Genomic DNA, 24,784 nt, shown 5'->3' on the forward strand with positions numbered 1-24,784 from the left:
AGGATATAATTTGATTTTTTAACAAAAGCTTTCCTAATTAATAGAAGAAGGTAAATTTTATACGCTCAAAAATTTATTTAGGACAGATGTGATAATTTGTAGGTATGACCGCCACTTTTAAGAAAAGGTTTAATTGTATAATTATTTTGTCAAACTTTTTTGCTCTTACTGATGTTTCTGCTAATATTGGATAGACTTTCCGAATGGATATTAAGAAATTTTGTACATTTGCCACAAAATATTTCCGAATTAGCAATTGGAAAAACACGTTAATCACATAGTTAATGGCTAAAAAAATTGAGTCCTTATTACTAGAGTTTGCGAAGATTCACCGCTTCCTGATGCGTTTTTTTCGCGAAGTGGTAAGTCCACCTTACGAGTTTAAAGAGATCATTAGACAATGTTATGAAATTGGGTGGAAATCATTTCCATTAATAAGTTTAACGGGTTTTATTGTAGGATTTGTTTTTACAAAACAATCTCGACCTTCCCTGGAGGAATTTGGTGCCGCCTCATGGTTGCCAGCCTTAATTTCCATCGCTATCGTAAGGGCCTTGGCCCCATTGGTTACTGCGCTTATTGCATCCGGTAAGGTAGGGTCGCAGATAGGTGCAGAATTAAGCTCCATGAATGTTACCGAGCAGATCGATGCCATGGAGGTATCAGGTACCAATCCGTTCAAGTTCCTGATTGTGAGTCGAATATTGGCCACAACTTTTATGATTCCTGTCCTCTGTTTTTATGTTGCCGGAATTGGATTAGCAGGTGGTTATTTGAGTATTATTTCCAAAGATCAGTTGAGTATTCTAAGCTTTATTACCCAGGTATTTGAAGCTATCGCTCCTAAAGATATTTTCGCCATGGTATTCCGCGCCATTGTTTTCGGTTTTACCATTGGTTTTGTTAGTACCTATGTAGGTTATTATTCTTCAAAAGGTACCGAGGGTGTGGGTAAAGCAGCAAACAGTGCCGTTGTGGCATCCATGTTTATAGTGTTCATCGAGGAACTCTTGATCGTTCAAGTTCTAGCTTTAATGGGATAATGGATTATGGAACAGAAAAAGCCAGTAAATATTAATTACGACGATGTAGTGATCAATGTGCAAGGGGTAAGTAAGTCCTTTGGGGATTTACATGTCTTGAGAAACGTTGACCTGCAACTCTATAATGGCGAGAACTTGGTGGTGCTAGGGAGGTCTGGTACTGGTAAATCAGTTTTGATTAAACTGATTTCCGGTTTATTAAAGCCAGATAAAGGTGATATTACCGTGTTGGGCGAAGTGGTAAACCAATTGAACGAGAAGGAATTGAGAGATCTGCGTTTGAAAATTGGGTTCTCCTTCCAAAACAGTGCGCTCTATGATAGTATGACCGTGCGTGAAAATCTAGAGTTTCCCTTGGTTAGAAATAAAAGAAACCTAACTAGAGCAGAAATTGACCGTGAAGTCGAAGATGTATTAGATGGAGTAGGCCTTTTAAGGACGATCAATCAAATGCCATCAGAGCTTTCCGGAGGTCAGAGAAAACGTATCGGTATCGCTCGCACCCTGATCTTAAGACCTGATATCATGATGTATGATGAGCCAACAGCCGGATTGGACCCCTTGACCTGTTTGGATATCAATACCTTGATCAATGAGGTCCAAGAACGATATAAAACCTCTTCCATTATCATTACACACGATTTGGCTTGTGCAAAAATGGTAGGCGATAGGGTAGCCATGCTTTTGGATGGCAAATTTGAACGAGTAGGTAAATTCTCTGAAATCTTTGATACGGATGATGAGAGAGTGAAACCTTTTTATGATTATAATTTTATAGTATAGCAAGATATATGGCAACATCAGAGAGAAAACGATCAATAATAGTAGGATTGTTTACCTTCATCGGATTAATCATTTTGGTTGCAGGGATTTTGGTCATTGGAACACAACAGAACAAATTCTCTAAAAACCTGACCGTGACGACTTACTTTAAAGATGTTAAAGGCTTGAAAGTTGGAAATAACGTTTGGTTTTCAGGTGTTAAGGTAGGGATTATCAAAGAAATTAGCTTTGAAAGTGTGGAGAATGTTCGTGTGGTCATGAACGTTGAAGAGAAATCCAGCAAATTTATCCGTAAAGACGTCATCGCTACATTGAGTTCCGATGGTTTGATCGGTAATGCTATTATCAGTCTTGTGGGCGGTACAGAAACTTTTCCTCAGATTGAGAATGGTGATGAAATCAAGTCCGGTGTTTCTGGAGGTATGGATGCCATGTTGGCAACCCTGCAGGTCAACAATGAAAACCTGGTGGAGATCACTAAAAACTTTGCTGCGCTTTCCAAGAATATGCTCGAAGGAAAAGGTGCGGTGGGCGCCATGATGACCGATGAAACAATTGCCAATAATTTAAGGCAATCTGTTACTTCATTGAATGGTACCATGTCGCAGGCCAATCATGCTGTCAATAATTTGGTGGAATTGACCAAAAAGCTAAACAGCAACCAAGGCCTGATCCATGAGCTATCTACGGATACAGCAGTGTTTGCAAGTCTGAGAGAATCAGCAGCACAATTGCAAGGGGTGACCCAAACAGCGACTGCTTTGATGGCAAACTTAAATAAAACCTCAGAACGCTTAAATGACAAGGATAACGCCATTGGTGTGTTGACCAATGACCCTGAAGCAGCTAATGAAATCAAACAGATCCTTAGAAACCTTAATTTGAGCACAGAGAAATTGGATGAAAACATGGAAGCATTGCAGAGCAACTTCCTGTTAAGAGGTTTCTTTAAGAAAAAAGCGAAGGAAGAAGCAGAGGCAGCTCAGGATTCAATTAAATAATTAAAGAATTTGATCGTCAAAAAAGTATAGAAAAGCGTCTGCTAAAGACGCTTTTTATATTTGATAATGGATATGGGAATTACAGAGAAAGATGTTCTTTTCGAGGACAATCATTTTATCGCCATCAATAAACGTGGAGGTGATATCGTTCAGGTAGATGTATCTGGAGATACTTCCATGGAGGATATGGTCAAGCAGTTTTTGGCTAAGAAATACAATAAACCAAACGAAGCTTTTCTAGGGGTTATCCATCGTTTGGATAGGCCAGTGAGTGGAATGATCCTTTTTGCGAAAACCAGTAAAGGATTAGATCGCATGAACCGTCTTTTCCATGATCGCAAGGTGGAAAAAACCTACCTTGCTTTGGTTCGTGAAAAGCCGCCACATCCAAAAGGGACCCTGAAAAATTGGTTGCTGCGTGATCGAAAAAAGATGGTCACCAAAGCTTATGACCGCGAGGTTAAGAATGGAAGTTATGCCGAGCTTAATTATGAGGTCGTAGGTACCCTAGATGGTTATTATTTGCTAAAAGTCAACCCATTGACGGGCCGTACCCATCAGATCCGAAGCCAACTCGCATATATGGGCTGTCCCATCGTAGGAGACAATAAATATGGATATCAACGTGGTAGCCATAGAAGGACCATTTGTTTGCATTCCAGGTCCTTGAGTTTCGTACATCCCATCAAAGATGAGCAAATGATCATTAAGGCTCCTTTGCCGGAAGATGGCTTCTGGGAGAAATTTAATGTCCTGATTAAGGGAAACATATAAGAAAATTGGGATAATAACGTTAACTTTGCAATATGAGTTTCATGCAAAAGTTCAGAATAGGTCTAATTGCTAGTTTGCTAAGTATTACACTGTTGGCTGTTCCTACTGCAGGTTCAGCACAATGTGCTATGTGTACATTGAATGCTGAAAACAGCACACAGGAAGGTAATACCCAAGGTAAGGGCCTAAATGATGGGATTTTGTTTTTATTAGCAATGCCATTTATGATTGCTGCTGGTGTAGGGTTCCTTTGGTATAAGAAATTCAGGAATACCGGCTCAGCCAATTCATTGAATATGGTTAAACAGGTGGAAGAATAAGGAATGATCTCTAAATTTCAAGCTGTTTGCCAAAGTAAGTGCCCGAAGTGTAGAACGGGAAACATGTATAGTGGATCAGCCTATGGTCTATCTAAACAAAAAATGCACGAGTTTTGTCCGCACTGTGGATTTAAATTCGAGATAGAACCCGGCTATTTCTATGCTGCCATGTATGTTAGCTATGCTTTTTCCGTAGGCGAGGTGTTAATGTTAGCCTTAATTACGGCTTACTTAACGGGCAGTGAGTCTCCTTGGACCTATATCATTGTCCTTTTCAGTGCGATCGTTATTTTCGCACCTTTCAATTATCGTTATTCACGTTTGGTTTTATTGCACTATCTTTCGCCGAAGGTATCCTTCGACCCCAAATTATACGGGGACCCAAAAAATAGTGCAAACCTAAAGGGCTAATTATGGGGGATGTATTGCATGATACTATCAAACAGAAAAGCCTTTTCTACATGATGCGTGCTAATATATTCCTGAAGCCTCTGAATAACCTGCTCTCTAATTCTCTCAATATCTTCTTCATTGTTTAATACCACCTGAAGGCAATAGGTTTGCCCTTCGTGTGGAGAATGGAGCATTTTGAGTAGTTTAATGGCAAATCCAGGATGCTCATTCAATAGACCTTTGGTCCAAGTAATGACTTCCTGATGAATGGAATCTTCAATGATGATCGAAACGTTGTATAAAAACATAGATATCTATAGCTTGATTGAAGCTGTAAAATTAAGGTTGCAAAAGGAACTTTACGGTATTTTTTTATAATATTTGATTAGAGGCTAAAAAAATAGAATGAATTTAAATTACTTGTTCTCTGTTCTACTTATGATGATGGTTTTGGTTTCATGTAAGCAAGAGCAGGGCGGTCAGTTACATGTGCCAATAGAGGACTTTTTCGTTAAGCCAGAAAGGACCTCTTTTAAACTGTCTCCCGATGGAAGCAAGGTAGCTTATCTGGGGGTGCATGACCATTGCAAAAATATCTTCATTCTCGACCTCGAAGAACCCGATTCTTCCAAACAACTTACTTATCAGGTCAACCTGAATGTCCAAAGCTTTTTCTGGCTTGACAACAAACGCATTGTCTTTTCCAATACGCAATCTCCAACGGATAGTTTGAGGATGTTCCAGATTGATGTGAAGACCGAAAAAAGAAAAGCTCTATTTTCACCTGAAAAATCAAGATTGCGCTGGGTCTATCCCATTGTTGAGAAAGACAATAGCCTAATGGCTGGGATGAACTTACGTGATTCCTCGCTGTTTGACCTGTATAGGATTTACCTAGACGGTAGAAAGCCCCAATTGGTGCAGCATAACCCAGGAAATGTGGTGAGCTGGATCGGAGCTCCTGATGGAGTGGTAAGGATGGCATTGACCAGTGATAGTGTACAGGAGTCATTATTGTACCGAAAGCATGAAGGACAGCCTTTCAAAGAGGTCATGAAGAATGATTTCGAAACCATTTTTGTACCCCTTGGCTTTGTAAAGGATTCCGATAAAAATGTCTATGCGCTTTCTAATCAGAACCGAGATAAGATGGCTTTGGTGGAGTTTGATGCCGAAAATGGCAAAGAAATCCGAAATATCTATGAGAACAAACTTGGTGACCTTGGCGTAGAGGGCTATTCTGCCAACCTACAGGAAATGCTGTATGCGACTTCCTTCATCGATAAGTTCAAAAAGAACATCTTCAACGAAAAATATGAGCAGGTCTATAAAAAGCTGAAAAAGAAATTCAAAGGTTCCGAAATCGGTTTCTTGGATAGCGACAGCAGCTTAACTGGATTTGTCGTACGTGTGTATAGCGATATCCATCCTGGAGAAACCTATTATTACAATCAGAAAAAGGATGATATCCAACTGTTGAACGAAGAGAATCCTAAACTCAAGGATTTGGAGTTCAATCCGATGGAGGAAGTGGAATTCCTGTCTCGGGACAATAAGAATATACATGCCTATATTACGTATCCTAAAAATAAAAGAAAGAACAGCCCTGTTGTGGTATTGGTCCATGATGGTCCTAACAGAAGATCAGAATGGGGGTTTGATCCGGAAGTTCAGTTCCTTGCCAATCGTGGCTACACCGTGTTCCAGGTGAACTATCGTGGTTCAGTGGGCTATGGTAAGGACTTTTGGACCTCAGGTTTCAAGGAATGGGGCGGTAAGATCCAATCTGATATTACGGATGGTGTCGCTTGGTTGATCCATCAGGGGATAGCCGATAAGGATAAGATTGCCATTATGGGCACCGGTTTCGGCGGTTATTCTGCCCTGTATGCTGCTGCATTTAATCCTTCCCTTTATAAATGTGCCATATCCTCATCGGGATATAGCAACCTATTCACTTATTTCAGGGAAATTCCCCCTCACCTAAAACATTACGTACAGTTATTCTATAGAATCATTGGAAATCCAGAGACTGAACCAGAATTGTTTCAAGCGATTTCCCCAATTTTCCATGCTGATAAGGTTCGAATCCCTATCCTATTTTTCCAAGGTGGAAAAGATAAATACAGTTCGGTAACCGATGCTAATCAATTTGTTGGTAAATTGAAGGGCAATGAAGTTCCAGTGCGTTATATCTTTAAGAAAGAAGAAGGCAAAAGATTTAGGAACGAAGAGAATATCGTAGAATATTATCAGGAGATAGAGAAGTTTCTTGCAGTGTACCTGAAGTAATCACACATGGTGAAAAGAGCAAGTAAATACCGGAAAAACATTGGGTTGTTGATCGCCTTTTTGGCTTTTTTGACAGTCCTGTATATCATCTCAGTTTTCTTGGCCAGGACAATGATGTCCAACTTTGTAGAATCTGAGTTTTATAACAGAAAGGTCGATGTCTTTGATGCGACCCTAAAACCCTTTAATAGCTTTTTCAATAACGATATTTCCGAAGTATCCAATTATCAGGGGTACCTCGATTCCACACATGCCAGCAATTATTCTGAAAAGGTCTTGCGAAAGAATCCATTCGTTGACGAATTGGTGTTTTATGACGTACTGTTCACCAATCAGAACCCCACCGTTCGCGGTGTACGCTTTCAAAACCTCCTGATTTATCCCCGATCGATCTTTTCCTATAAATTGGACAAGGAAAATAAATTGATCAAGGCCAGCCTTTCTTCGGTAGATAACAGACCTAATGCCGATGACTTCAACAGCATGGCCATTAAAATGGTGAACTTCTTGGATGTCCTGGATGATTCTACTTCCTTGAGCGAAAATGATATCTATCGGATCTTCTATAATACGGTTCCGGGAAAAATAACCTATCTGAACATCCCACGGGTCAATACCCTTCGCGCCTATAAGTCCATGATGGATGATACGACGGCAATGACGGCGCCTGTAGCGTTTGACCAAGATTTATTCGTCTATAAGGTTAATCCTCAGAAGATAAAAATAGTCAATAACCAAAAGAGGTTGTATGAAACCATTCGGATCAAGGCCATAGCTGACCCTAATGTGATGGAAGAAAAAGCCTTTCTTTCCACAGATATGCCGTTGCCAGGTGCATTATCCGACTATAAACTGCAATTTGATTCCTCAGAACATTTTTTGAGAGGAGAGATCAATAGAAGATTTTTTCCTGTAGTGTTGGGCGTTTCCCTATTATATTTAATTTTGTTATTGATTATTTATTTGATTTATAGGAATATCTCCATTAATAGTAGGTTGTTCCAATTGCAGTATGATTTTATCAATAACCTGACCCATGAGTTTAAAACGCCGGTCAGTGTGATCAAGATAGCGGGTAACAATATCCGGAGTGCTGAGAAGATAAGTGATCAAGAGCGCGCGATGTACGGAAAGATCCTAGATCAGGAAGCTGATAAGTTAAATAATTTGATGAATAAGTTGCTGTCTTTCACGCAGATAGAAAATAAATCATTAAAATTTAAAGGAGAATACATTGATTTGAACAGTTTTTGCGAGGAAGTATTTGCGGGTACACGGATTAAATATCCTGATCTGAACCTGAGCTATCACATCGATGTGGACAGCAAAATGCATACAGATCCGGTTTTATTGAATTCCGTGTTCCAGAATTTAATTGATAATGCGTACAAATATTCAGAAGTTTCAAGAAAATTTATTGATATTAGTGTACAACAATCTAAAAAGCACTTTATCATGAAGTTTAGTGATAAAGGAATTGGGATAAACAGAAATGAACTTAAAAACATATTCAAGAAATTTTATAGAGTAAAGAATCAGTTCAATCAAGGTGGGAGTGTTGGGCTTGGATTGGCATTTTGTAAAGAGATTACCGAATTTATGGGTGGAGAGATCAAAGTCAGTAGTGTGGAAGGAGAGGGAACGACCTTTACTTTGACTTTTCCTAAATAATGTTTAGAATACTATGAATAAAGATATAACTATTGCCGTTGTAGAGGATGATGATAACTTAAGGTTCTTGGTTAGTCACCGTCTACAGACCGAAAATTTTCAAGTAATTCAATGCAGTGATGGCTTGGAAGCTGAGAAAATCATCTTAGACCAAAAGCCAGATATCGTTCTATTGGATTGGATGCTGCCAGGTAAAGAAGGGATAGATGTATGTGAGTCCGTAAGAAAGTCTGGATTTGAGAACATCATTATTATGATGACTGCCAAATCCCAAGATATCGATAAAATTGATGCATATAGCTACGGCGTGACCGATTATATCACCAAACCATTCAATATGGATGTTTTAGTGGCCATGATCGAGAATAAAGTACGCTTTTTTGTGCCTAAAACCCAGAACGAGGTTTACCATTTCGGTGATACCGAACATCACCCCAATGTACATTCACTGATCAGGGATGGCAAGAAAATCGAACTTACAATCCTTGAAAACCGAATCCTCTTGCACTTCTTACAGAACAAAGGTAGAGACATCACCCGCGAAGAATTGATGGAGGTGGTATGGGGCTATAGTTCCAACGTGAATACCCGTACTTTGGACATGCACGTTGTTCGCTTAAGAAAGAAAATCGAAACCAATCCTGACAAGCCTCATTACTTGCAAACCGTTCGAGGATTGGGCTATAGATTCATCAATGAAGAAACTGATGATGTAAGTTAGATATTTGTTTTATTAAATTTAATTATATAACTTCGTCAGAAGAGCAAGACCATGTTGTCCTATTAGCGGATAGTGTGGTCTTGTCTTTTTTTTGTTTATTAAAATATTAGAAAACTATAAAAAGAGGGTAAAAGGTACATATTATGGCAGAAGTAACTTATTACACAGAAGAAGGATTAACTAAGCTTAGAGAAGAGCTTCAATATCTAAAAACAGAAGGTCGTTCCAACATCGCTAAAGCGATTGCTGAAGCAAGAGATAAAGGAGACCTTTCCGAGAATGCAGAATACGATGCCGCGAAAGAAGCTCAAGGACTTCATGAAGCTAAGATTGCGAAACTAGAAGAAGTTTTGGCATCAGCAAGGATTATCGATGAGTCGAGTCTAGATACCTCAAAGGTATTGGCACTGTCTTACGTAAAGATAAAGAATAAGAAAAATGGAGCAGTCATGTCTTACCAATTGGTTTCTGAAACAGAAGCTGATCTGAAGGCAGGAAAGATATCCGTTAAATCACCGATTGCGCAGGGTCTATTAGGACTGCAGGTTGGCGATATCGCAACGGTAGAAGTTCCAGCAGGACAACTTGAACTAGAAGTTCTGGAGATTTCAAGATAATGAAATAGAGGTTATGTGCGGTGATGCCATAACCGCACTTTTCTTACAATTTACAGCCCCGATATTTCGGGGCTTTTTTTTGCTCCAAGGTTCCACGTAGCGTTTTTTCTAACCTTTAATTCAGATTATTATCCATTTGAGTTTTGGCAGTTGCTTCGAGAATGGCTTTACTCTTATTCGAGGCATATTCGGAATTTTCAATATATGTCTCGAATGAGGGTAAGCTGATGTAGCCATTAAACTTACTATGCAGAAAAATTGGCTGGGGATTTTGATAGAATAATGACTTCGACAAACAGGGGTAATTTAGGGTGATGAAACCGGTAATAAATCCTATTTGTCATTATTTTATTGTTAAGAAATCAATAAATGTCACATTGAAGTTAAATCTTATGCTTCTAGGGGGCTGAATGTCTGTTCATATGTGCACAAAATTATTATCTTTGTTACTCACGAAATTGAACTATAGTTTATGTCAACCATATTCGCTAAAATCGTTGCAGGAGAGATTCCTGCTTATAAAGTTGCTGAGAGCAATGATTACTTAGCTTTTTTAGATGTAAATCCACTAACTGAAGGACATGTTTTAGTCATCCCGAAGAAAGAAACAGACTATATCTTTGACATCAACGATGAGGAATATATGGGGATGTGGGTTTTTGCCAAGATTGTTGCCCAAGGCATCAAGCAGGCATTTCCATGTCAAAAAGTTGGTGTAGCGGTAGTTGGTCTAGAAGTAGCACATGCGCATATTCATTTGATTCCATTGAACCATGTGCATGATATGAACTTTGAAAAACCAAAGCTGAAGCTTTCGGAAGACACCATGAACACGATTGCTGACCAGATTCGGGATGCAATTTCAACGATAACAAACCCAGCTTAATCCGATAGCGGGAAATATAATTTACTATGCAAGAATACTTGTTGTCTTTTCAACAATTGCTAGATGCTGAATATCTTTTAAGTCACGGTGGTTTCTACATCGTTTGTCTTATAGTTTTTGCCGAAACCGGTCTCTTCTTTGGATTTTTTCTCCCAGGGGATTATTTGTTGTTTTTAGCGGGGCTGTTTTGTGCGCTGGATAAAATCGATGTGGACATTGTTACATTGTATTTCGGGATTTTATCGGCCGGGATACTCGGTAATTTTGCGGGCTATTGGTTTGGGCATCGAACGGGTCCCATGCTCTTTAAACGGAAAGATTCCATACTTTTCAAACGGAAATATGTGATCATGGCCGAGGAGTTTTTCCAGAAATATGGTGGAACAGCATTAATAATTGGACGATTTGTACCTATTATTCGTACATTTGCACCCATCTTTGCAGGTGTAGTACAGCTGAACTTCAGGAAGTTCGTGCTGTTCAATGTGCTGGGAGCGCTGTTGTGGGTGTCTTTATTGACCCTGACAGGCTATTATTTAGGTATAGAATTCCCATGGATCATCGACTATGTTGAATATATCATCGTAGCCTTGATCGTCATCGCATTCCTACCTATCGCGATTGCACTCCTGAAAAAGTGGCTTAAGAATAGAAAAACGAAAAACGAAATAAACAAACAGTAATTATTTAATGAGTACACAACATCCTTGGCATCAAGTGTCTCCTGGTGAGGACTTGCCTAACTCCGTAAATGCCATTATCGAAATTCCTAAAGGTTCTAAAGCGAAATATGAAATCGACAAAGACAGTGGTTTGATCAAATTAGACCGTGTATTGTTTTCTTCTGTGATGTATCCGGCTAACTACGGATTCATTCCGCAGACATATTGCGATGATAAGGATCCTTTGGATATTTTAGTTTTATGCTCAGTTGATGTTTACCCGATGTGTATGATCGAAGCGAAAGTTGTAGGTGTGATGCACATGATCGACAATGGTGAACAAGACGACAAAATCATTGCCGTTGCGAAACACGATATGTCGGTAAACTACATTAACGACCTATCTGAACTTCCTCCTCACACGATGAAGGAAATCGTTCGTTTCTTCCAAGATTATAAAACCCTTGAGGGCAAGAATGTGACCATCGAGAATCTTTATGGTCGTGCCTATGCACAGAACATCATCATGGAAAGTATCGAACTTTACAATAAAGAAATTAGGACTAAGTAACCATTTTCATGGACCTCTCAATTTTATTGTCGCTGTTCTTGTTGTTTTCAAGCCTTGTTGGGCTAGGACAGGAGCAGCACCCATGGCATCAGGTTTCCCCTGGGAAGGATGTCCCAAATACTGTTACAGCAGTAATTGAAATCCCCAAAGGCAGCCGTGGCAAATATGAAATTGATAAAGCTTCTGGAATGATCAAGTTGGATAGGGTATTGCATTCTTCAATGGTATACCCGAGCAACTATGGATTTATTCCACAAAGTTACTGTGGCGACAAAGATCCACTGGATATACTTGTGTTATGTTCAGTGGATCTTGTTCCTGCATCCCTCGTGGATGCAAAAGTAATCGGTGTGATGAGCATGACGGACTCTGGAGATCAGGATGATAAGGTTATCGCCGTAGCGAAAAACGATATGGCCTATAACTATATCAATGATATCTCGGAGCTTCCGCCGCACACTATGAAAGAAATCGTGCAGTTTTTTCTGGAGTATAAAAACCTAGAAGGAAAAAAAGTTATTATTAACAAAATAAGTGGAAGAGCTATCGCTCAAAATGTTATATTAGAGAGTTTAGAATTGTACAAGAAAGAATTCGCTAATAAAAACCTAAATCATGGCAATTGATATTTTTTGGACTATCTTTTTAGTGCTGGCAAATGGTTTTTTCGTTGCAGCTGAATTCGCTATTGTGAAGGTTCGAGCCTCTCAGATAGAGCTCCAGGCCAAATCGGGCAGTAAAGTTGCCAAGATGGCCAAGAGCATTACCGATCATTTGGACGGTTACCTTGCGGCTACCCAATTGGGTATTACCTTGGCTTCCCTAGCCTTAGGTTGGGTGGGTGAGGCCGTAATGACGCAAATCGTACACCAGATCTTCGGATTTTTCAACGTTGAACTTACCGGTAAATTAGCGACGAACCTAGGCCATGTCCTTGCGTTCAGTATCATTACTTTTTTACATATTGTTTTTGGAGAGTTGGCACCTAAGTCCATTGCGATCCAAAAACCTGTAGCAACGACCATGAAAGTGGCAGTGCCGCTTCAATTCTTTTATTACGTCTTCCGTCCTATCATTTGGTTGTTGAATGGTTTCGCCAATTTCTTGTTGAAATTGATCGGTATCCAGGTGAGTGCCCATGAAGCCAGCCATTCATCCGAAGAACTTCAATATCTATTGGAGAAAGGAAAGGAGAGTGGTGCCTTGAACAATGCAGAACATGAATTGATCAAGAATGTCTTCGATTTCAATGAGCGCATCGTCAAGAACATTATGGTGCCCCGAACCAAGATCGTAGCAGTAGACAAGGATGATACGGCAGAGGAGTTCATCAATACCGTAACGGAAGAGGGCTATTCCCGTATTCCGATCTATGATGACAATATTGACCAGATCATTGGTGTTGTCCATACCAAAGATATCTTACCACTTATTGTTAAGGGTAAGGATGTGGTATTGAAGAACATCATGCGTAAGCCATATTTTATTCCTGAAACCAAAAAGATCAACGACCTGATGACGGAGTTCCAATTGAAGCGGATCCAGATTGCTTTTGTCCTAGATGAATTTGGAGGAACGGCTGGTATGGTAACGCTGGAAGATATCGTGGAAGAATTGGTAGGGGAGATCCAGGATGAGTATGATGAGGAAACTCCAGTAGTTGAGCAGATTTCGGAAACGGAATTTATGGTGGATGCTGGTGCCAGTGTACATGATGCCAATGGATATTTGCCATTGGAACTGCCTGAAAGTTCAGATTATGATACGATAGCTGGTTTGGTTTCACATCTCTTTGAAAAGATCCCAGATGTTGGCGATAGTACGGAACAATTGGGTTACCGTTTTACCATCATCAAGAAGACGCAACAAAACATTGAATTTGTAAAATTGGACCTTGTCGAAACTCCAAACGATGAGGACGAAGAATAATCCATAATATTGTGCATTTATTCTATACAGCGGATTTAAAGCCCGATCAAAGCTTATTTCAACTTTCTGAGGAAGAAAGCAAGCATGCCGTGCGTGTATTGCGATTGAACGTGGGCGACCAGGTTCAGTTGATTGATGGGGTAGGTGGTTTCTATGTAGCTGAGATAGCGGATGCACATCCCAAAAGGACGCAGCTGCGCATCCAAAATTATACTCCTGAATTCCAAAAACCGGATTACCATTTACATATTGCAGTGGCACCGACCAAGAACATCGATCGTATCGAATGGTTCTTGGAAAAGGCGACCGAGATCGGAATCCAGGAAATTACGCCCATCATCAGCGAGCATTCCGAGCGTAAGGAGGTCAAAACCGAGCGTCTGAACAAAGTCATCGTCTCGGCGATGAAACAGTCCCTAAAGGCTTATATGCCCCTTCTAAATGAAGCTATAGGTTTTGATGCCTTCCTGAGCAAGATTGAATCAGAAAAAGACCTGAACAAGGCTATTGCCCATTGTGAGGAAGACGCTGAAAAGAAATACTTAAATCAGGAATTTGAAAAGGGTCAACGGTATTTGGTCTTGATCGGCCCTGAGGGGGATTTCTCACCCGCTGAAATAGAAAAAGCCATTTCTGCAGGATTTATTCCGGTATCTCTTGGGGAGGCCAGACTTCGCACAGAAACGGCTGCTTTGTATGCTTGTACAGAAATTGCTTTACTGAACCGTTAGTTCACGAGTTCAGCATCCACGATCTGAATTTCCGCATTACCTTTCAAGGGTTCAGGATTGAACTTCATCTTTCCTTTGATCTTGATCGGCTCATCCGTAAACTTCACCGTACCTTTTTTCATAAAGATCTCCACCATTGGGGGAATACCATTGGTACCACAGAACTGACACTGGGTGATCGGCAATACCGAAAGCATATAGGTGCTGTGGTTTCGGCCACTCACTAAGGGTACCATGTAACCTGGAAGATCAACCACGGTGTTCTCTAATTTCTTCAATGCAGGTGGGTAGGTCGGGGTATACACTTTTTTGTTACCCACGGTAGACACCTTGTACATCATCTTGTCAATGGCTTCCCAAGTACCGTTCATCATAGGAGTATGATCTGGAACTTGCGTTTCATTGCTATAGTTTCCGATTTGAGCTTTAGAAAAGCTCACTGTCATCATCAATACGAATACTGTAAATATTAACTTTCTCATCATTACTTATTACCTAAAATGGTAGAAATTGTTGTGTTGTATGCTTTTACTGCTGGGATAAGGGATGCGATCACCCCAATTAAACAAGCCGTAAGCAAAATTAACCATTCTTTACTATATATCTGGAATGCCTGGATAAAGTCTGCACTCTGACTGGTCTGGGTACTGATCAGGTACAGGCCGATATGACCAATGAACAATCCGACAATACCACCAATGAATGTTATTACCAATCCTTCGACAATCAACATGGTGAATAGTTTAATCTTACTTGCCCCTAAGGTTCTCATGATGGCAAGGTCATATTTTCTGTCTTTAAGCGCATTATAAAGACTGATAAATACGCTCAGTCCAGCGATGATCATGATGACATAGGCCAAGATTTCAAGGGAATCGATGCCTACACCCATTAGAGAAAACAATCTTGCTGTTTCCAATGCTGGGGATGCTGCCTGCATGCTTGTGGATTGGTTGACCAACTTAGGGACCACACCAATGGCAGCAGGTGAGCTGAATTTGACCAATAGGGCCGTTATCTCCAATCCTTTGTCCTGAACGATATCATCAGCGATGCTCTTTACGAATACATCCGACCTAGGGCGTTCTGTCACTAGGCTATCCGTAGTTGCTTGAGCAAGGGGGCTAGGTTTTTCCGCTACGACCTCTTCATGTTCGTGATCTGCATGGTCGTGTGCATGTTCATCATGTTGATGTGGCTCTGTAGCTGTATGTTCATGCCCGTGATCGTCATGGTCATGGTCTGCATGGTCATGATCGTGGGCTTCAGCAGCATGATCGTGCTCATGGTCATGGTCTTCGTGACCGATGCCATGGATATCCCAGACACTTTCTAAATTGGTCAATAGCAGGTTGTCTACGATAGAACCCGACGGTTTCAGGATTCCGACAACTGTAAAGGGGTGTTCTTCGTGTACATGGGCATTTTCGGCAAGACCATGTGCGCCGTGTACCTTATCCCCTAATTTCAATTTGTTTTTACGGGCGGTTTCGCTGCCTATGACTACCTCATAACTTTTGTTCCATAATTGACCATCGGCCAATTGAAGTTCGTATAAGCCCATGAAGCTGGTGTCAGTACCAACGATACGGTGGCCTTTGAAGTTATCTCCCAATGAAATGGGTACAGCTTTTTCAATGAATGGGTTATCCATCAGCTTTTCAGCTTCTGCCAGTTTAATATTCCCAGTAGGGTTGTCCACATGGTACAGGGCGCTCAGGATCAATTGTAACGGGCTCCCTTTGGCACCAACAACGAGGTCAACCTGTTTGCTATTGCTGTCCAGTTGTTTTTCAAAAGTGTCACTGGTAATATAGATACTCACCAAGATAGCTACTCCGAATGCGGTTAGGATGATACTTAACAGCGTGGAGCCCCATTGTTGTGATATGTTTTTCCAGACTAATTGTAATGTATTCATCTTATTGCGCAGCTAGTATATAGTTGTTAGTAAATTCATCTTTTAACCTTTTGTCATGGGTAGAGATCAAAAGGGTGCTTCCTTGTTCTTTGGCCAGTCCCTTGATGAGTTCCACCACCAGAAAGGTGTTCTTGTCATCTAGGGCTGCTGTAGGTTCGTCAGCGATCAGCAGCGAAGGCTTGTTGATCAAAGCCCTGGCGATCGCGACACGCTGTACCTGACCGCGGCTCAGCTCATTGGGTCTCCTGTTTCCAAAACCGCCAAGTTGCAGTTTTTCCAATAGCGATTTAATGGCCTGTTCATCCACGGCAAGTCCGGCAAGGCTTTGGGCCAGTTTGATATTTTCTGTTACAGAGAGATTTTTGAGCAGATGAGCTTCCTGAAAAATAAATCCCAGGTTCTGTGCCCTGAATTTATCCAGATCACTTCCTGAAAGCTGATAGAGATTTTGGCCATTGATGATGACCTCTCCCGTAGTTGGAGAAGAAAAACCTGCAATGAGGTTCAATAGCGTTGATTTTCCGGATCCTGAGTCCCCTAAGACCAAGGTGTGTTGCTGATCGGCCAGCAGCAGATCTTGGAAAGAAAGTGTGGGACCTTTAGGGTATTGATAAGATAAATTGGAGGTTTTTAATACAAAATCGCTCATAATAAAACTTTGTTGCAAAATAACACTAATTGTTGGCTAAACCCAATCTAAAGGGTAACAATTTGACCGATAGGTGTCTTAACAATTAATTAACTAGAGACTAATATTAACATAATAGAGTATTAATATTCACGTAACAATGCGATTATACTTTTGCAACATAATATTAACATTGTATGAATTGTATTAAACGAGTATTTTTATTGTTGGTTGTTTGCTTCGGCGTGATGATGAGCTATGCCCAGCAAGCACCATTTGGAGTAAAAGGGACGGTTGTGGACGTGGAGTCCTACCAACCTTTGGCAGGTGTTACAGTAACAATTGCGAACTCCCAGTTGGGCACAACAACGAATGACAAAGGTGAATTCTTTATCCCCTTACCTAGCGATAAATCCGCAGAATATCTGATTCGTGCGACTCTAATGGGGTACGACGCCCAAGAAATGAACTTTACGCTACAGTCTAGCGACACTGAGTTTGTGTCCTTTGCGCTGAAAAATGCAGATGCGGTGATCGAAGAAGTGGTGGTGACCAGACGCCGTGAAAAATTTACAGAATTAGCCTTATTGGAAGAAAGAAAGAAATCCAACCTGATGGTAGAATCCATCGGTGCACAGGAGCTATCTAGAAAAGGGGTTAGCGATGCAAGAGCAGCATTGACTAAAATGGCGGGTGTATCGAGACAAGAAGGTGTAAAGAACGTATTTGTACGCGGGTTGGGCGACCGTTACAACTCTTCTTCCCTAAACGGATTGCCATTACCTTCGGAAGATCCATTGAATAAAAATATCTCTTTAGATTTCTTCAGTTCAGATGTGATCCAAAGCATTAATGTAAACAAGACTTTCAACTCGAATATTGCTGGAGATGTGACTGGTGCAAACGTTGATATCTTTACAAAGGAAGCTACCGGAAACAGTTTTGAAATCAATGTTGGCGGAGGAGTTAACTCGCAAACGGTTGGTGCAGATAATTTCAGGAGAATTGACGGAACAAATTGGTTTGGAAGCCTTCCTGGCGGTTCAAAACCAAAAATGACCAGTTTTGATACCTATAATTTTGGTAATAGCTGGAATCCTAATACTCAAGGATCCCTTTTCAATTCAAACTTCAAATTGTTGGGAAATAAAAGGGTATTGATTGGAAACAATCCATTGAGCATTTTCTTCACAGCCAGTATGGATTCCAAATACCGTTATGCAAATGGAAAGATCCAGCAGTCTGATGACCAAGGTCGTTTGATCTTGAACCAAGATTTCGTGAGAAATGAATATACCGTTTCCCAAACCGGTATGTTGAACCTAAGGTACACTTGGGGAAATAGCAATGTGAGCTTTAACTCCCTGTATATCCATGACCAAAGACAGGACTTAAGTGATTTCCATGGATTTGAAGAGAATGTGGGAGATGCCAAGACTGACGTAGTTGACATGAGAAGACAACAGGTGAATGATAACCATGTTTTTGTCAATCAATTATTGTCCAAACTATTCTTGAATGAAAAATGGTCTGCAGACTTAGGTTTGGCCATGAATAATGTGATCGGCAATGAGCCAGATCGTAGAATTAACAGAGCGGTAACCAAGGAAGCCACAGGTACTAACCTTTCCAGAAACAGTGCTGGAGAGAATGAAAGATACTTTGGGGACATGGATGAAACCGGCTATATAGGAAAAGCGATCCTCAACTATAACCTAGATAACGAATCAGGTCTGGAAAGAAAGATCTCATTCGGTTATACCGGGAACTTTGTGAACAGAAATTTCAATTGGTGGGAATTCAACCATCAATTAAGAGCCGTTGCTGCGCCTCCATTAGATTTAAACAATATCGAGGCTATCATTGGTGCTGAAGGTTACAGAAAGTATTTTGATTTGGTAACCAATAGAGGTGGAGATGGAGATGTAAGCAACTTGAACCCTTTCTACTATAAAGGTAGCAGAAGGACCCAAAGTGGTATTGCTTCAGCAATCTACCAGTTTACCCCTGAATTTACGGCAGTATTGGGCTTGCGTTTGGACAATGTTTTCCAATCTGTAAGTTATCAAACCAACCTACCGGATTATTCAACCTCTAACTATAATAAAATCAACAAGAACTATTTCTTGCCAAGTTTGAATTTGAAATATTCCTTGACAGAAAATATGTTCTTGAGAGCTTCAGGTTCCAAAACCTATACCGTTCCCCAGTTTATTGAGTTAGCGCCGGTAAGATATAGAGGTAATAATAACTTCACCCAAGGTAACCCGGCATTGAATCCATCGGAGAGCATCAATGCAGATTTCAAATGGGAGTTTTATCCTAGCAATTCAGAATTGGTATCCCTTGGTCTATTCTACAAGAATATCAAAAACCCAATTGCGAAGGTTGAATCTGGTTCATCAGGAAGTACATTGAGTTTCTATAACATCGGTAAGGATGCGGTCGTATTCGGTGCGGAATTGGAATTGAAGAAAGATTTGATCAAATCTTCAGGTGCCAACGGAGAAAACGTATTGTCAGGAGGCTTGAATGTTTCTTATCTGCATTCGGACCAGAAGTTAAGTCTGGAAGGAAGATCCTTCAATAAAGAGTCTGACCAAATGGAAGGAGCATCTCCATTGCTAGTTAACGCAGACTTAACCTATAAATTAGCTTTTGCTAACGTGGATTTGACGCCTTCTGTTGTATTCAACTATTTCTCGGATCGTATTTTCTCCTATGGTACATCAGGGTACAAGAACATCATGGAGAAAGGTATTCCATCTTTAGATTTTGTTACTCAGGCGATGATTAAGAAGCGTATTGGCGTTAATTTAAAGATTGAGAACATCTTGAACCCGAACAGGGAATTGTCGCGTGAGATTGGTGGGGACTCGCCAAAAGTGCTGATTGAGCAGTACAAAAGAGGGGTAGATTTTAACCTAGGAATTTCTTATAAGTTTTAACAATAAATTAATTTTCACCTAACAGAAAGGTTAACTGTTAACGGTTCCTTTGTGTAGAAATAAAAAGATTATGAAGACAAAATTATTTTCGATTTTAGCAGCAAGTGCTTTAGCTTTTACAGCATGTACAGACACCAATGTGCCAACTCCAACGACTCCAAAAAGTGAGCAGGATCTAATTGGTAAGATTGACAAGAACACAAAATTAGATGCGAACGTTACTTACAATTTAACTGGTGCATTGTACGTTGAGTCTGGCGCTACTTTAGAGATCCCTGCTGGGACTACTATCAAAGCGAAGAGCGGTGGAACGAGTGTATTCTTGTTGGTAAAACCAGGAGGTAAAATCGTTGCAGAAGGAACAGCAGAAAAACCAGTTGTGTTTACATCAGCTTCAGCTACACCAAAAGAAGGTGACTGGGGTGGAGTAATCATCAATGGTAAAGCTCCTCTTTCAGGTCCTGCAGGTGTAGTGACACAAAACACTACAGAGATGGATGCAACTGTAAAATATGGTGGTGACAATCCAGCTGACAACTCAGGTGTACTTAACTACGTGAAGATCGAATATACCGGTGCTCGTATGGACTCAAACAAAGAGCACAATGGTTTAACATTGAACGGTGTTGGTAATGGTACAAAACTTTCTAACCTTCACTTAAGATATGGAGCTGATGATGCAATCGAATTCTTCGGAGGTACAGTAAATGCTACAAACATTTTGGTTGAGAACTGTTCAGATGATATGTTTGACTTTACTGAAGGTTATAGCGGTACAATCACAAACGCTTACGGTATCCGTATGAAAGGTTACTCTGATGCTACTGAGGATCCAAGAGGTATCGAAGCTGATGGAAACTTTGACGGTAAAAACCCAACTCACGTTAACCAATCAAATTTCAAGGTAAATGGAATGACTATCGTTGTCAATGCAGCTGATATCAAAGGACAAGATGGTAAAGTTTCATTGGTAATGAACAAAGAGGTTTTCAAAATCAGAAGAGGTGCTAAAGCGACTATCACTAACGCATTCGTTAAATTTGGTCCTGGAACTACTCCTTATGTATTGATCGATACAGATGGCGCTAACCCAGAAACTTCAATTAGCTACAACTTTGATCCAGCTAATGGTTTAGACAAAGCGAAAATCGTTAATCCTGTAAATGCATTGTTAACTAAAGATGCTTCCAAAGGTGCTGATGTAAATGCTTTTGCTTGGACTAAATTCCAATTCTAAGAACATAGTACTAAATAGTTTATCAAATACAAAGGACCGCCTTCATGGCGGTCTTTTTTTGTGGGTTTGAACCAGGATGGAAAGGATGGGAGGATAGACCAAGATTATGGCCAATATATCGCTATATAGGTATCAAGCTTAATTGGGGTAAGTTGATATCGGTTAGTGATTTATCCAATAAAAAAATCCTGGGGCGGGGAACCTCAGGATTTTTAACTAACCAATTATTAACCTAAATTATGAAATTTTTACTCTTTACTCTTTTTTACTCTGTTTGTACTATCTATAACGCAAAGCATATGCCGATTGTATATCGCATACCAGCTCTTAACATCTTTTAACAGATGGATTAGATTATCATGACAAAAATGAGATGATCAGAGATTTTTATGACATTTGACCCGTATTCGCCTACTTTATACCTATGCTATCCTTCCCAAAATATGTATACAAACAGAAAAGCCTGACAGCATCTGTCAGGCCTTATATCATCAAGTCTAAATACTAAATACTTTATACTAAATACTACTTCACCTCATGTTTGTGTCTGAACAAAATGGCAAAGAGTATGGCTATTACCAAGGTATATAGGGCAAAGGCGATCCATATATGGTGCCAGTCCTTTAAGTGAATGACCTGATCAAAGATTCCATTGCTGACATTCACCCCTCTGGAGCTGATGAATTTTTGCAGGGAACCATTGTCGGCTGTGGTGTCCAAGAAAGAGGCTAAAGAAGCGCTGTCGTTGAACGAAAGGGTGTAGAACCTATCAATGATCCATCCGGATACCCAAGAGCCAAATACGGCTCCAAATCCGTTGGTCATCATCATGAACAATCCTTGTGCTGATGAACGGATCTTGTTATTGGTATTGGTCTCCACGAATAGGGAACCTGAAATATTGAAAAAGTCAAAGGCCATTCCATAGACTACACAGGACATAATGATCATCCATAGGCCAGTGGAAGGGTTTCCATAGGCGAATAGTCCAAATCGAAGCACCCAAGCCACCATGGCGATCAACATAACCTGTTTGATACCAAACCTTTTCAGGAAAAATGGAATGGCAAGGATAAACAAGGTTTCAGAGATCTGCGATATCGACATGATAATGGTGGAATACTTCACCACAAAGGAATCTACATATTTTGGATAGAACTTGAATTCATCCAAGAACACATCGCCATATGCATTGGTCAGTTGTAAGGCTGCACCCAAGAACATGGAGAAGATAAAGAACATGGCCATCTTAAAGTTTCCGAAGAGCTTGAAAGCCTCGAGTCCCATGATCTGGGAAAAGCTTGCATTTTCTTGTATATGTCTTTGCGGTGGACACTTAGGAAGGTAGATCAAGGAATAGAGCCCTAATAGGATGGAACCTCCGGCAGCAATATAGAATTGCCCCTCTGTTGCTTTACTTCCACTCAAGTTTGTCATCCACATGGCCGCGATAAAACCAACCGTTCCCCATACGCGGATGGGAGGGAAGGCCTTGATCAGGTCGTAATTGCCTTGGTTGAGTGCTGTATAGGCAATGGAGGTGGACAGGGCTAAAGTAGGCATGTAGCAGCACATACTGAGCAACATGACCGTAAAGAATGATCCAGGGTCCTGCACTTGGGCAAGATAGATCAGACAGGCTGCGTAAAGCAAGTGTAAGGCTACATAAATTTTTTCGGCATTGACCCAGCGGTCGGCAATGATACCCATCAGAGTAGGCATAAATAAAGATGCAATGCCCATGGTTGAGAAAATGGCTCCGAATTCGGTACCACCCCAGTTTTTAGTCCCAAACCAATAGTTTGCTATAGTAATCAACCATGCTCCCCAGACGAAGAATTGCAGGAAGTTCATGATCGTTAACCTCAGTTTAATAGACATCGTATTTTGCTATTAGTTATTGTAGGTAGAAATTAAGATTTTCGTTTTTCTATTTCGTCCCTGATTTTGGCAGCCGTCTCATACTGTTCGTTTTCGATAGCTTTTTCCAGGGTTTTTTCAAGTTGTTCCAGCGTTAGGGAAGCGTAAGGTGATGGTTTGTTTTTTGCTGGTTCTTTTTCAACGCTTTCCTGTTCTTTTTCTTTTTCCTCGGTTGGAGTGTCCGATTGTTTGTAGTTTCCTACGTTTTCGATGTTTTCCAGAAAGGCAAAGTCATTTCCTTCGATCACGATTCCGGCTGTATTCATGATAAAATCATAGGTATAGATCGGACATTCGAAGCGTACAGCAAGTGCGACGGCATCCGAAGTACGGGCATCGATTTCAGAAGTCTGCTCTCCATCCGTACAGATCAATTTGGCAAAGAAGATTCCATCAACCAGGTTGTAGATCAGGACTTCTTCTAATTTTATCTTAAAGGTTTCCGCGAAAGATTTGAATAGATCATGGGTTAGGGGCCTGCTTGGGGTCATTTTTTCAATTTCAACGGCAATGGATTGCGCCTCAAAGCCGCCAATGATGACAGGTAGTCTTCGGTTACCTCCTACCTCTCCCAGAACCAGGGCATACGCTCCAGACTGGGTCTGGCTATAAGATAAGCCTACAATATCTAACTTGATTTTCTTCATCGATAACACGTTAACGTGATTACAAAGATGGGAATATTAACAGCAAAAAAAAAGTGACCTTGCGTTTTTTTAGGCAAGGCCACTCGTTCATTGTTTAGTTATTCCTAGTTGTTTTTTAAGTTTTTGATAGCTTCCGTCAGCTTTGGAACGATTTCGAAGGCGTCTCCTACGATTCCATAATCCGCCACTTTAAAGAACGGTGCTTCTGGGTCTTTGTTGATGACAACAATGTTTTTTGATGAGCTTACTCCCGCTAAATGCTGGATAGCTCCAGAAATACCGATAGCGATATAGAGATTCGGGCTGACCACAATACCTGTTTGTCCTACGTGTTCTGAATGGGGTCTCCAACCGGCATCGGAAACAGGTTTTGAACAGGCTGTTGCAGCACCAAGCACATCGGCTAATTCCTCGATCATTCCCCAGTTTTCTGGTCCTTTCATACCACGGCCTGCGGAAACCACGATTTCTGCTTCCGGAAGGGAGATTTTATCCGTTGCTCGGACAATCTCTTTGACCATAACATTAAAATCTTGGTCGTTCAGATCAGGTGTAAAGTCTACGATCTCTGCTGATCCTCCTGTTTCTTTCAAATCGAAAGCATTTGGGTTGACAGCAATCACCTTGACCGCTGAGCTGATCACTTCGGTTGCAAATGCTTTGTTGGAGAATGCAGTCTTTTTAACTTCCATTTGTTCACCATTGAAGGTAGGAAGGTTGATCGCACCATCAGCAAAACCTGCATCTAGTTTAGCGGCAACCCTTGGTCCCAATCCTTTTCCACTAAATGAATTGGAAAGGACAACAACCTTCGCATTTTCCTGCTTTGCAGCAGATGCTATAATGGATGCGTATGCTTTGTTCACAAAGTTCTTCAACTTGTCTTGGTTGGCATCCAAAACTTTGGATACGCCGTATTTGCCCAATTTTTCTAATTCTGACCTGTCCACATTCCCAATGGAAAGGGCGGTTACAGTATCGCCTAATTGGTCAGCAATAGCTTTGGCATAAGAAGCGACCTCAAATGCCGACTTCTTTAATGTACCTTCTGTATTTTCTATATATACTAAAATTGCCATGATTATTTCT

Annotated in this window: 25 protein-coding genes; 18 read left to right on the top strand and 7 right to left on the bottom strand. The window is 40.6% G+C overall.

Annotated features, from left to right (window positions below; translation table 11 throughout):
- Positions 1-284 precede the first annotated feature (284 nt).
- From ACWICE_RS17960 to ACWICE_RS17985, 6 genes are all read left to right on the top strand, one after another.
- Entirely contained in the window at positions 285-1,043 is a 759-nt protein-coding gene (locus ACWICE_RS17960; protein ID WP_093098864.1) for an MlaE family ABC transporter permease, read from the top strand.
- A 6-nt stretch (positions 1,044-1,049) separates the two neighbouring features.
- Positions 1,050-1,826: an ABC transporter ATP-binding protein gene (locus ACWICE_RS17965; protein ID WP_185210529.1), complete on the top strand. Its 777-nt coding sequence runs from the start codon at positions 1,050-1,052 to the stop codon at positions 1,824-1,826.
- An 8-nt stretch (positions 1,827-1,834) separates the two neighbouring features.
- Positions 1,835-2,827, top strand: coding sequence for an MlaD family protein (locus ACWICE_RS17970; RefSeq protein ID WP_454298928.1), 993 nt, complete (start codon positions 1,835-1,837; stop codon positions 2,825-2,827).
- Between the two features lie 72 nt (positions 2,828-2,899).
- Entirely contained in the window at positions 2,900-3,601 is a 702-nt protein-coding gene (locus ACWICE_RS17975; protein ID WP_185218231.1) for an RluA family pseudouridine synthase, read from the top strand.
- A 41-nt stretch (positions 3,602-3,642) separates the two neighbouring features.
- The gene (locus ACWICE_RS17980) at positions 3,643-3,921 is read left to right on the top strand and encodes a hypothetical protein (RefSeq protein ID WP_185210516.1); all 279 of its coding nucleotides are present in this window, start codon (positions 3,643-3,645) and stop codon (positions 3,919-3,921) included.
- Between the two features lie 63 nt (positions 3,922-3,984).
- A complete protein-coding gene (locus ACWICE_RS17985) occupies positions 3,985-4,332 on the top strand; it encodes a DUF983 domain-containing protein (RefSeq protein ID WP_254529781.1) in 348 nt (115 codons plus the stop codon).
- On the opposite strand, the gene ACWICE_RS17990 is transcribed toward ACWICE_RS17985, so the two are convergent.
- Positions 4,329-4,622, bottom strand: coding sequence for a DUF4286 family protein (locus ACWICE_RS17990; RefSeq protein ID WP_313259983.1), 294 nt, complete (start codon positions 4,620-4,622; stop codon positions 4,329-4,331). The genes ACWICE_RS17985 and ACWICE_RS17990 overlap by 4 nt on opposite strands.
- Positions 4,623-4,719: 97 nt before the next feature.
- Here ACWICE_RS17990 and ACWICE_RS17995 point away from each other — a divergent pair, with 97 nt between their 5' ends.
- The 10 genes from ACWICE_RS17995 (at position 4,720) to ACWICE_RS18040 (ending at position 14,394) form a co-directional block, all read left to right on the top strand.
- Entirely contained in the window at positions 4,720-6,606 is a 1,887-nt protein-coding gene (locus ACWICE_RS17995; protein ID WP_454298929.1) for a prolyl oligopeptidase family serine peptidase, read from the top strand.
- 6 nt (positions 6,607-6,612) lie between these two features.
- The gene (locus ACWICE_RS18000; RefSeq protein WP_214648497.1) at positions 6,613-8,277 is read left to right on the top strand and encodes a sensor histidine kinase; all 1,665 of its coding nucleotides are present in this window, start codon (positions 6,613-6,615) and stop codon (positions 8,275-8,277) included.
- Between the two features lie 13 nt (positions 8,278-8,290).
- Positions 8,291-8,998, top strand: a complete 708-nt coding sequence (locus ACWICE_RS18005; RefSeq protein WP_093098875.1) for a response regulator transcription factor — start codon at positions 8,291-8,293, stop codon at positions 8,996-8,998.
- 143 nt (positions 8,999-9,141) lie between these two features.
- On the top strand, positions 9,142-9,615 hold the full coding sequence (gene greA / locus ACWICE_RS18010; protein ID WP_093098877.1) for a transcription elongation factor GreA: 474 nt from the start codon (positions 9,142-9,144) through the stop codon (positions 9,613-9,615).
- A 472-nt stretch (positions 9,616-10,087) separates the two neighbouring features.
- Positions 10,088-10,501: an HIT family protein gene (locus ACWICE_RS18015; protein WP_185210509.1), complete on the top strand. Its 414-nt coding sequence runs from the start codon at positions 10,088-10,090 to the stop codon at positions 10,499-10,501.
- Between the two features lie 26 nt (positions 10,502-10,527).
- Entirely contained in the window at positions 10,528-11,184 is a 657-nt protein-coding gene (locus ACWICE_RS18020) for a DedA family protein (RefSeq protein WP_185210508.1), read from the top strand.
- A 7-nt stretch (positions 11,185-11,191) separates the two neighbouring features.
- Complete coding sequence (locus tag ACWICE_RS18025; RefSeq protein WP_093098881.1) at positions 11,192-11,734, top strand: inorganic diphosphatase; 543 nt, start codon at positions 11,192-11,194, stop codon at positions 11,732-11,734.
- Positions 11,735-11,742: 8 nt separating this feature from the next.
- Complete coding sequence (locus tag ACWICE_RS18030) at positions 11,743-12,360, top strand: inorganic diphosphatase (RefSeq protein WP_185210507.1); 618 nt, start codon at positions 11,743-11,745, stop codon at positions 12,358-12,360.
- Positions 12,350-13,663 (top strand): hemolysin family protein, encoded by a 1,314-nt coding sequence (locus ACWICE_RS18035; protein ID WP_185210506.1) that lies wholly within the window; start codon positions 12,350-12,352, stop codon positions 13,661-13,663. The genes ACWICE_RS18030 and ACWICE_RS18035 overlap by 11 nt, the downstream gene beginning before the upstream one ends.
- Before the next feature lie 11 nt (positions 13,664-13,674).
- Positions 13,675-14,394 (top strand): 16S rRNA (uracil(1498)-N(3))-methyltransferase, encoded by a 720-nt coding sequence (locus tag ACWICE_RS18040; RefSeq protein ID WP_454298930.1) that lies wholly within the window; start codon positions 13,675-13,677, stop codon positions 14,392-14,394.
- On the opposite strand, the gene ACWICE_RS18045 is transcribed toward ACWICE_RS18040, so the two are convergent.
- Genes ACWICE_RS18045 through ACWICE_RS18055 form a run of 3 tightly spaced genes read right to left on the bottom strand, consistent with a single transcriptional unit; the run spans position 14,391 to position 16,964 of the window.
- Positions 14,391-14,879 (bottom strand): hypothetical protein, encoded by a 489-nt coding sequence (locus ACWICE_RS18045; protein ID WP_237219546.1) that lies wholly within the window; start codon positions 14,877-14,879, stop codon positions 14,391-14,393. The two genes, ACWICE_RS18040 and ACWICE_RS18045, sit on opposite strands and share 4 nt — an antisense overlap.
- Entirely contained in the window at positions 14,879-16,315 is a 1,437-nt protein-coding gene (locus ACWICE_RS18050; protein ID WP_454298931.1) for an ABC transporter permease, read from the bottom strand. Before ACWICE_RS18050 ends, ACWICE_RS18045 begins: the two co-directional genes overlap by 1 nt.
- Position 16,316: 1 nt before the next feature.
- Positions 16,317-16,964 carry an ABC transporter ATP-binding protein gene (locus ACWICE_RS18055; protein ID WP_185210503.1) on the bottom strand — a complete coding sequence of 216 codons (648 nt, stop codon included), beginning with the start codon at positions 16,962-16,964 and terminating at the stop codon, positions 16,317-16,319.
- Between the two features lie 176 nt (positions 16,965-17,140).
- Here ACWICE_RS18055 and ACWICE_RS18060 point away from each other — a divergent pair, with 176 nt between their 5' ends.
- Together ACWICE_RS18060 and ACWICE_RS18065 are read left to right on the top strand one after the other, a co-directional pair.
- Positions 17,141-19,891, top strand: a complete 2,751-nt coding sequence (locus tag ACWICE_RS18060; RefSeq protein ID WP_454298932.1) for a TonB-dependent receptor domain-containing protein — start codon at positions 17,141-17,143, stop codon at positions 19,889-19,891.
- A gap of 70 nt (positions 19,892-19,961) precedes the next feature.
- The gene (locus ACWICE_RS18065; protein ID WP_185210501.1) at positions 19,962-21,128 is read left to right on the top strand and encodes a hypothetical protein; all 1,167 of its coding nucleotides are present in this window, start codon (positions 19,962-19,964) and stop codon (positions 21,126-21,128) included.
- A gap of 525 nt (positions 21,129-21,653) precedes the next feature.
- On the opposite strand, the gene ACWICE_RS18070 is transcribed toward ACWICE_RS18065, so the two are convergent.
- The 3 genes from ACWICE_RS18070 to ACWICE_RS18080 form a co-directional block, all read right to left on the bottom strand.
- Positions 21,654-23,009, bottom strand: a complete 1,356-nt coding sequence (locus ACWICE_RS18070; protein WP_454298933.1) for a nucleoside permease — start codon at positions 23,007-23,009, stop codon at positions 21,654-21,656.
- Between the two features lie 32 nt (positions 23,010-23,041).
- A complete protein-coding gene (locus ACWICE_RS18075) occupies positions 23,042-23,695 on the bottom strand; it encodes a bifunctional nuclease family protein (RefSeq protein ID WP_093098894.1) in 654 nt (217 codons plus the stop codon).
- Positions 23,696-23,799: 104 nt separating this feature from the next.
- Entirely contained in the window at positions 23,800-24,774 is a 975-nt protein-coding gene (locus ACWICE_RS18080) for an electron transfer flavoprotein subunit alpha/FixB family protein (protein ID WP_454298934.1), read from the bottom strand.
- Positions 24,775-24,784: the final 10 nt, after the last annotated feature.

It is taken from the genome of Sphingobacterium sp. NPDC055346 (assembly GCF_053645235.1).

Bases quoted from the DNA above. Each gene is read 5' to 3' on its own strand.
- ACWICE_RS17985 (WP_254529781.1), top strand. From the start codon at position 3,985: ATGTATAGTGGATCAGCCTATGGTCTATCTAAACAAAAAATGCACGAG.
- ACWICE_RS18070 (WP_454298933.1), bottom strand. From the start codon at position 23,009: ATGTCTATTAAACTGAGGTTAACGATCATGAACTTCCTGCAATTCTTC.
- ACWICE_RS18020 (WP_185210508.1), top strand. From the start codon at position 10,528: ATGCAAGAATACTTGTTGTCTTTTCAACAATTGCTAGATGCTGAATAT.
- ACWICE_RS18065 (WP_185210501.1), top strand. From the start codon at position 19,962: ATGAAGACAAAATTATTTTCGATTTTAGCAGCAAGTGCTTTAGCTTTT.
- ACWICE_RS18015 (WP_185210509.1), top strand. From the start codon at position 10,088: ATGTCAACCATATTCGCTAAAATCGTTGCAGGAGAGATTCCTGCTTAT.
- ACWICE_RS18025 (WP_093098881.1), top strand. From the start codon at position 11,192: ATGAGTACACAACATCCTTGGCATCAAGTGTCTCCTGGTGAGGACTTG.
- ACWICE_RS18005 (WP_093098875.1), top strand. From the start codon at position 8,291: ATGAATAAAGATATAACTATTGCCGTTGTAGAGGATGATGATAACTTA.
- ACWICE_RS18000 (WP_214648497.1), top strand. From the start codon at position 6,613: ATGGTGAAAAGAGCAAGTAAATACCGGAAAAACATTGGGTTGTTGATC.
- ACWICE_RS18045 (WP_237219546.1), bottom strand. From the start codon at position 14,879: ATGATGAGAAAGTTAATATTTACAGTATTCGTATTGATGATGACAGTG.
- ACWICE_RS17980 (WP_185210516.1), top strand. From the start codon at position 3,643: ATGCAAAAGTTCAGAATAGGTCTAATTGCTAGTTTGCTAAGTATTACA.
- ACWICE_RS18060 (WP_454298932.1), top strand. From the start codon at position 17,141: ATGAATTGTATTAAACGAGTATTTTTATTGTTGGTTGTTTGCTTCGGC.
- ACWICE_RS17965 (WP_185210529.1), top strand. From the start codon at position 1,050: ATGGAACAGAAAAAGCCAGTAAATATTAATTACGACGATGTAGTGATC.
- ACWICE_RS17990 (WP_313259983.1), bottom strand. From the start codon at position 4,622: ATGTTTTTATACAACGTTTCGATCATCATTGAAGATTCCATTCATCAG.
- ACWICE_RS18035 (WP_185210506.1), top strand. From the start codon at position 12,350: ATGGCAATTGATATTTTTTGGACTATCTTTTTAGTGCTGGCAAATGGT.
- ACWICE_RS18080 (WP_454298934.1), bottom strand. From the start codon at position 24,774: ATGGCAATTTTAGTATATATAGAAAATACAGAAGGTACATTAAAGAAG.
- ACWICE_RS18055 (WP_185210503.1), bottom strand. From the start codon at position 16,964: ATGAGCGATTTTGTATTAAAAACCTCCAATTTATCTTATCAATACCCT.
- greA (WP_093098877.1), top strand. From the start codon at position 9,142: ATGGCAGAAGTAACTTATTACACAGAAGAAGGATTAACTAAGCTTAGA.
- ACWICE_RS18075 (WP_093098894.1), bottom strand. From the start codon at position 23,695: ATGAAGAAAATCAAGTTAGATATTGTAGGCTTATCTTATAGCCAGACC.
- ACWICE_RS18050 (WP_454298931.1), bottom strand. From the start codon at position 16,315: ATGAATACATTACAATTAGTCTGGAAAAACATATCACAACAATGGGGC.
- ACWICE_RS17960 (WP_093098864.1), top strand. From the start codon at position 285: ATGGCTAAAAAAATTGAGTCCTTATTACTAGAGTTTGCGAAGATTCAC.
- ACWICE_RS18030 (WP_185210507.1), top strand. From the start codon at position 11,743: ATGGACCTCTCAATTTTATTGTCGCTGTTCTTGTTGTTTTCAAGCCTT.
- ACWICE_RS17975 (WP_185218231.1), top strand. From the start codon at position 2,900: ATGGGAATTACAGAGAAAGATGTTCTTTTCGAGGACAATCATTTTATC.
- ACWICE_RS17970 (WP_454298928.1), top strand. From the start codon at position 1,835: ATGGCAACATCAGAGAGAAAACGATCAATAATAGTAGGATTGTTTACC.
- ACWICE_RS17995 (WP_454298929.1), top strand. From the start codon at position 4,720: ATGAATTTAAATTACTTGTTCTCTGTTCTACTTATGATGATGGTTTTG.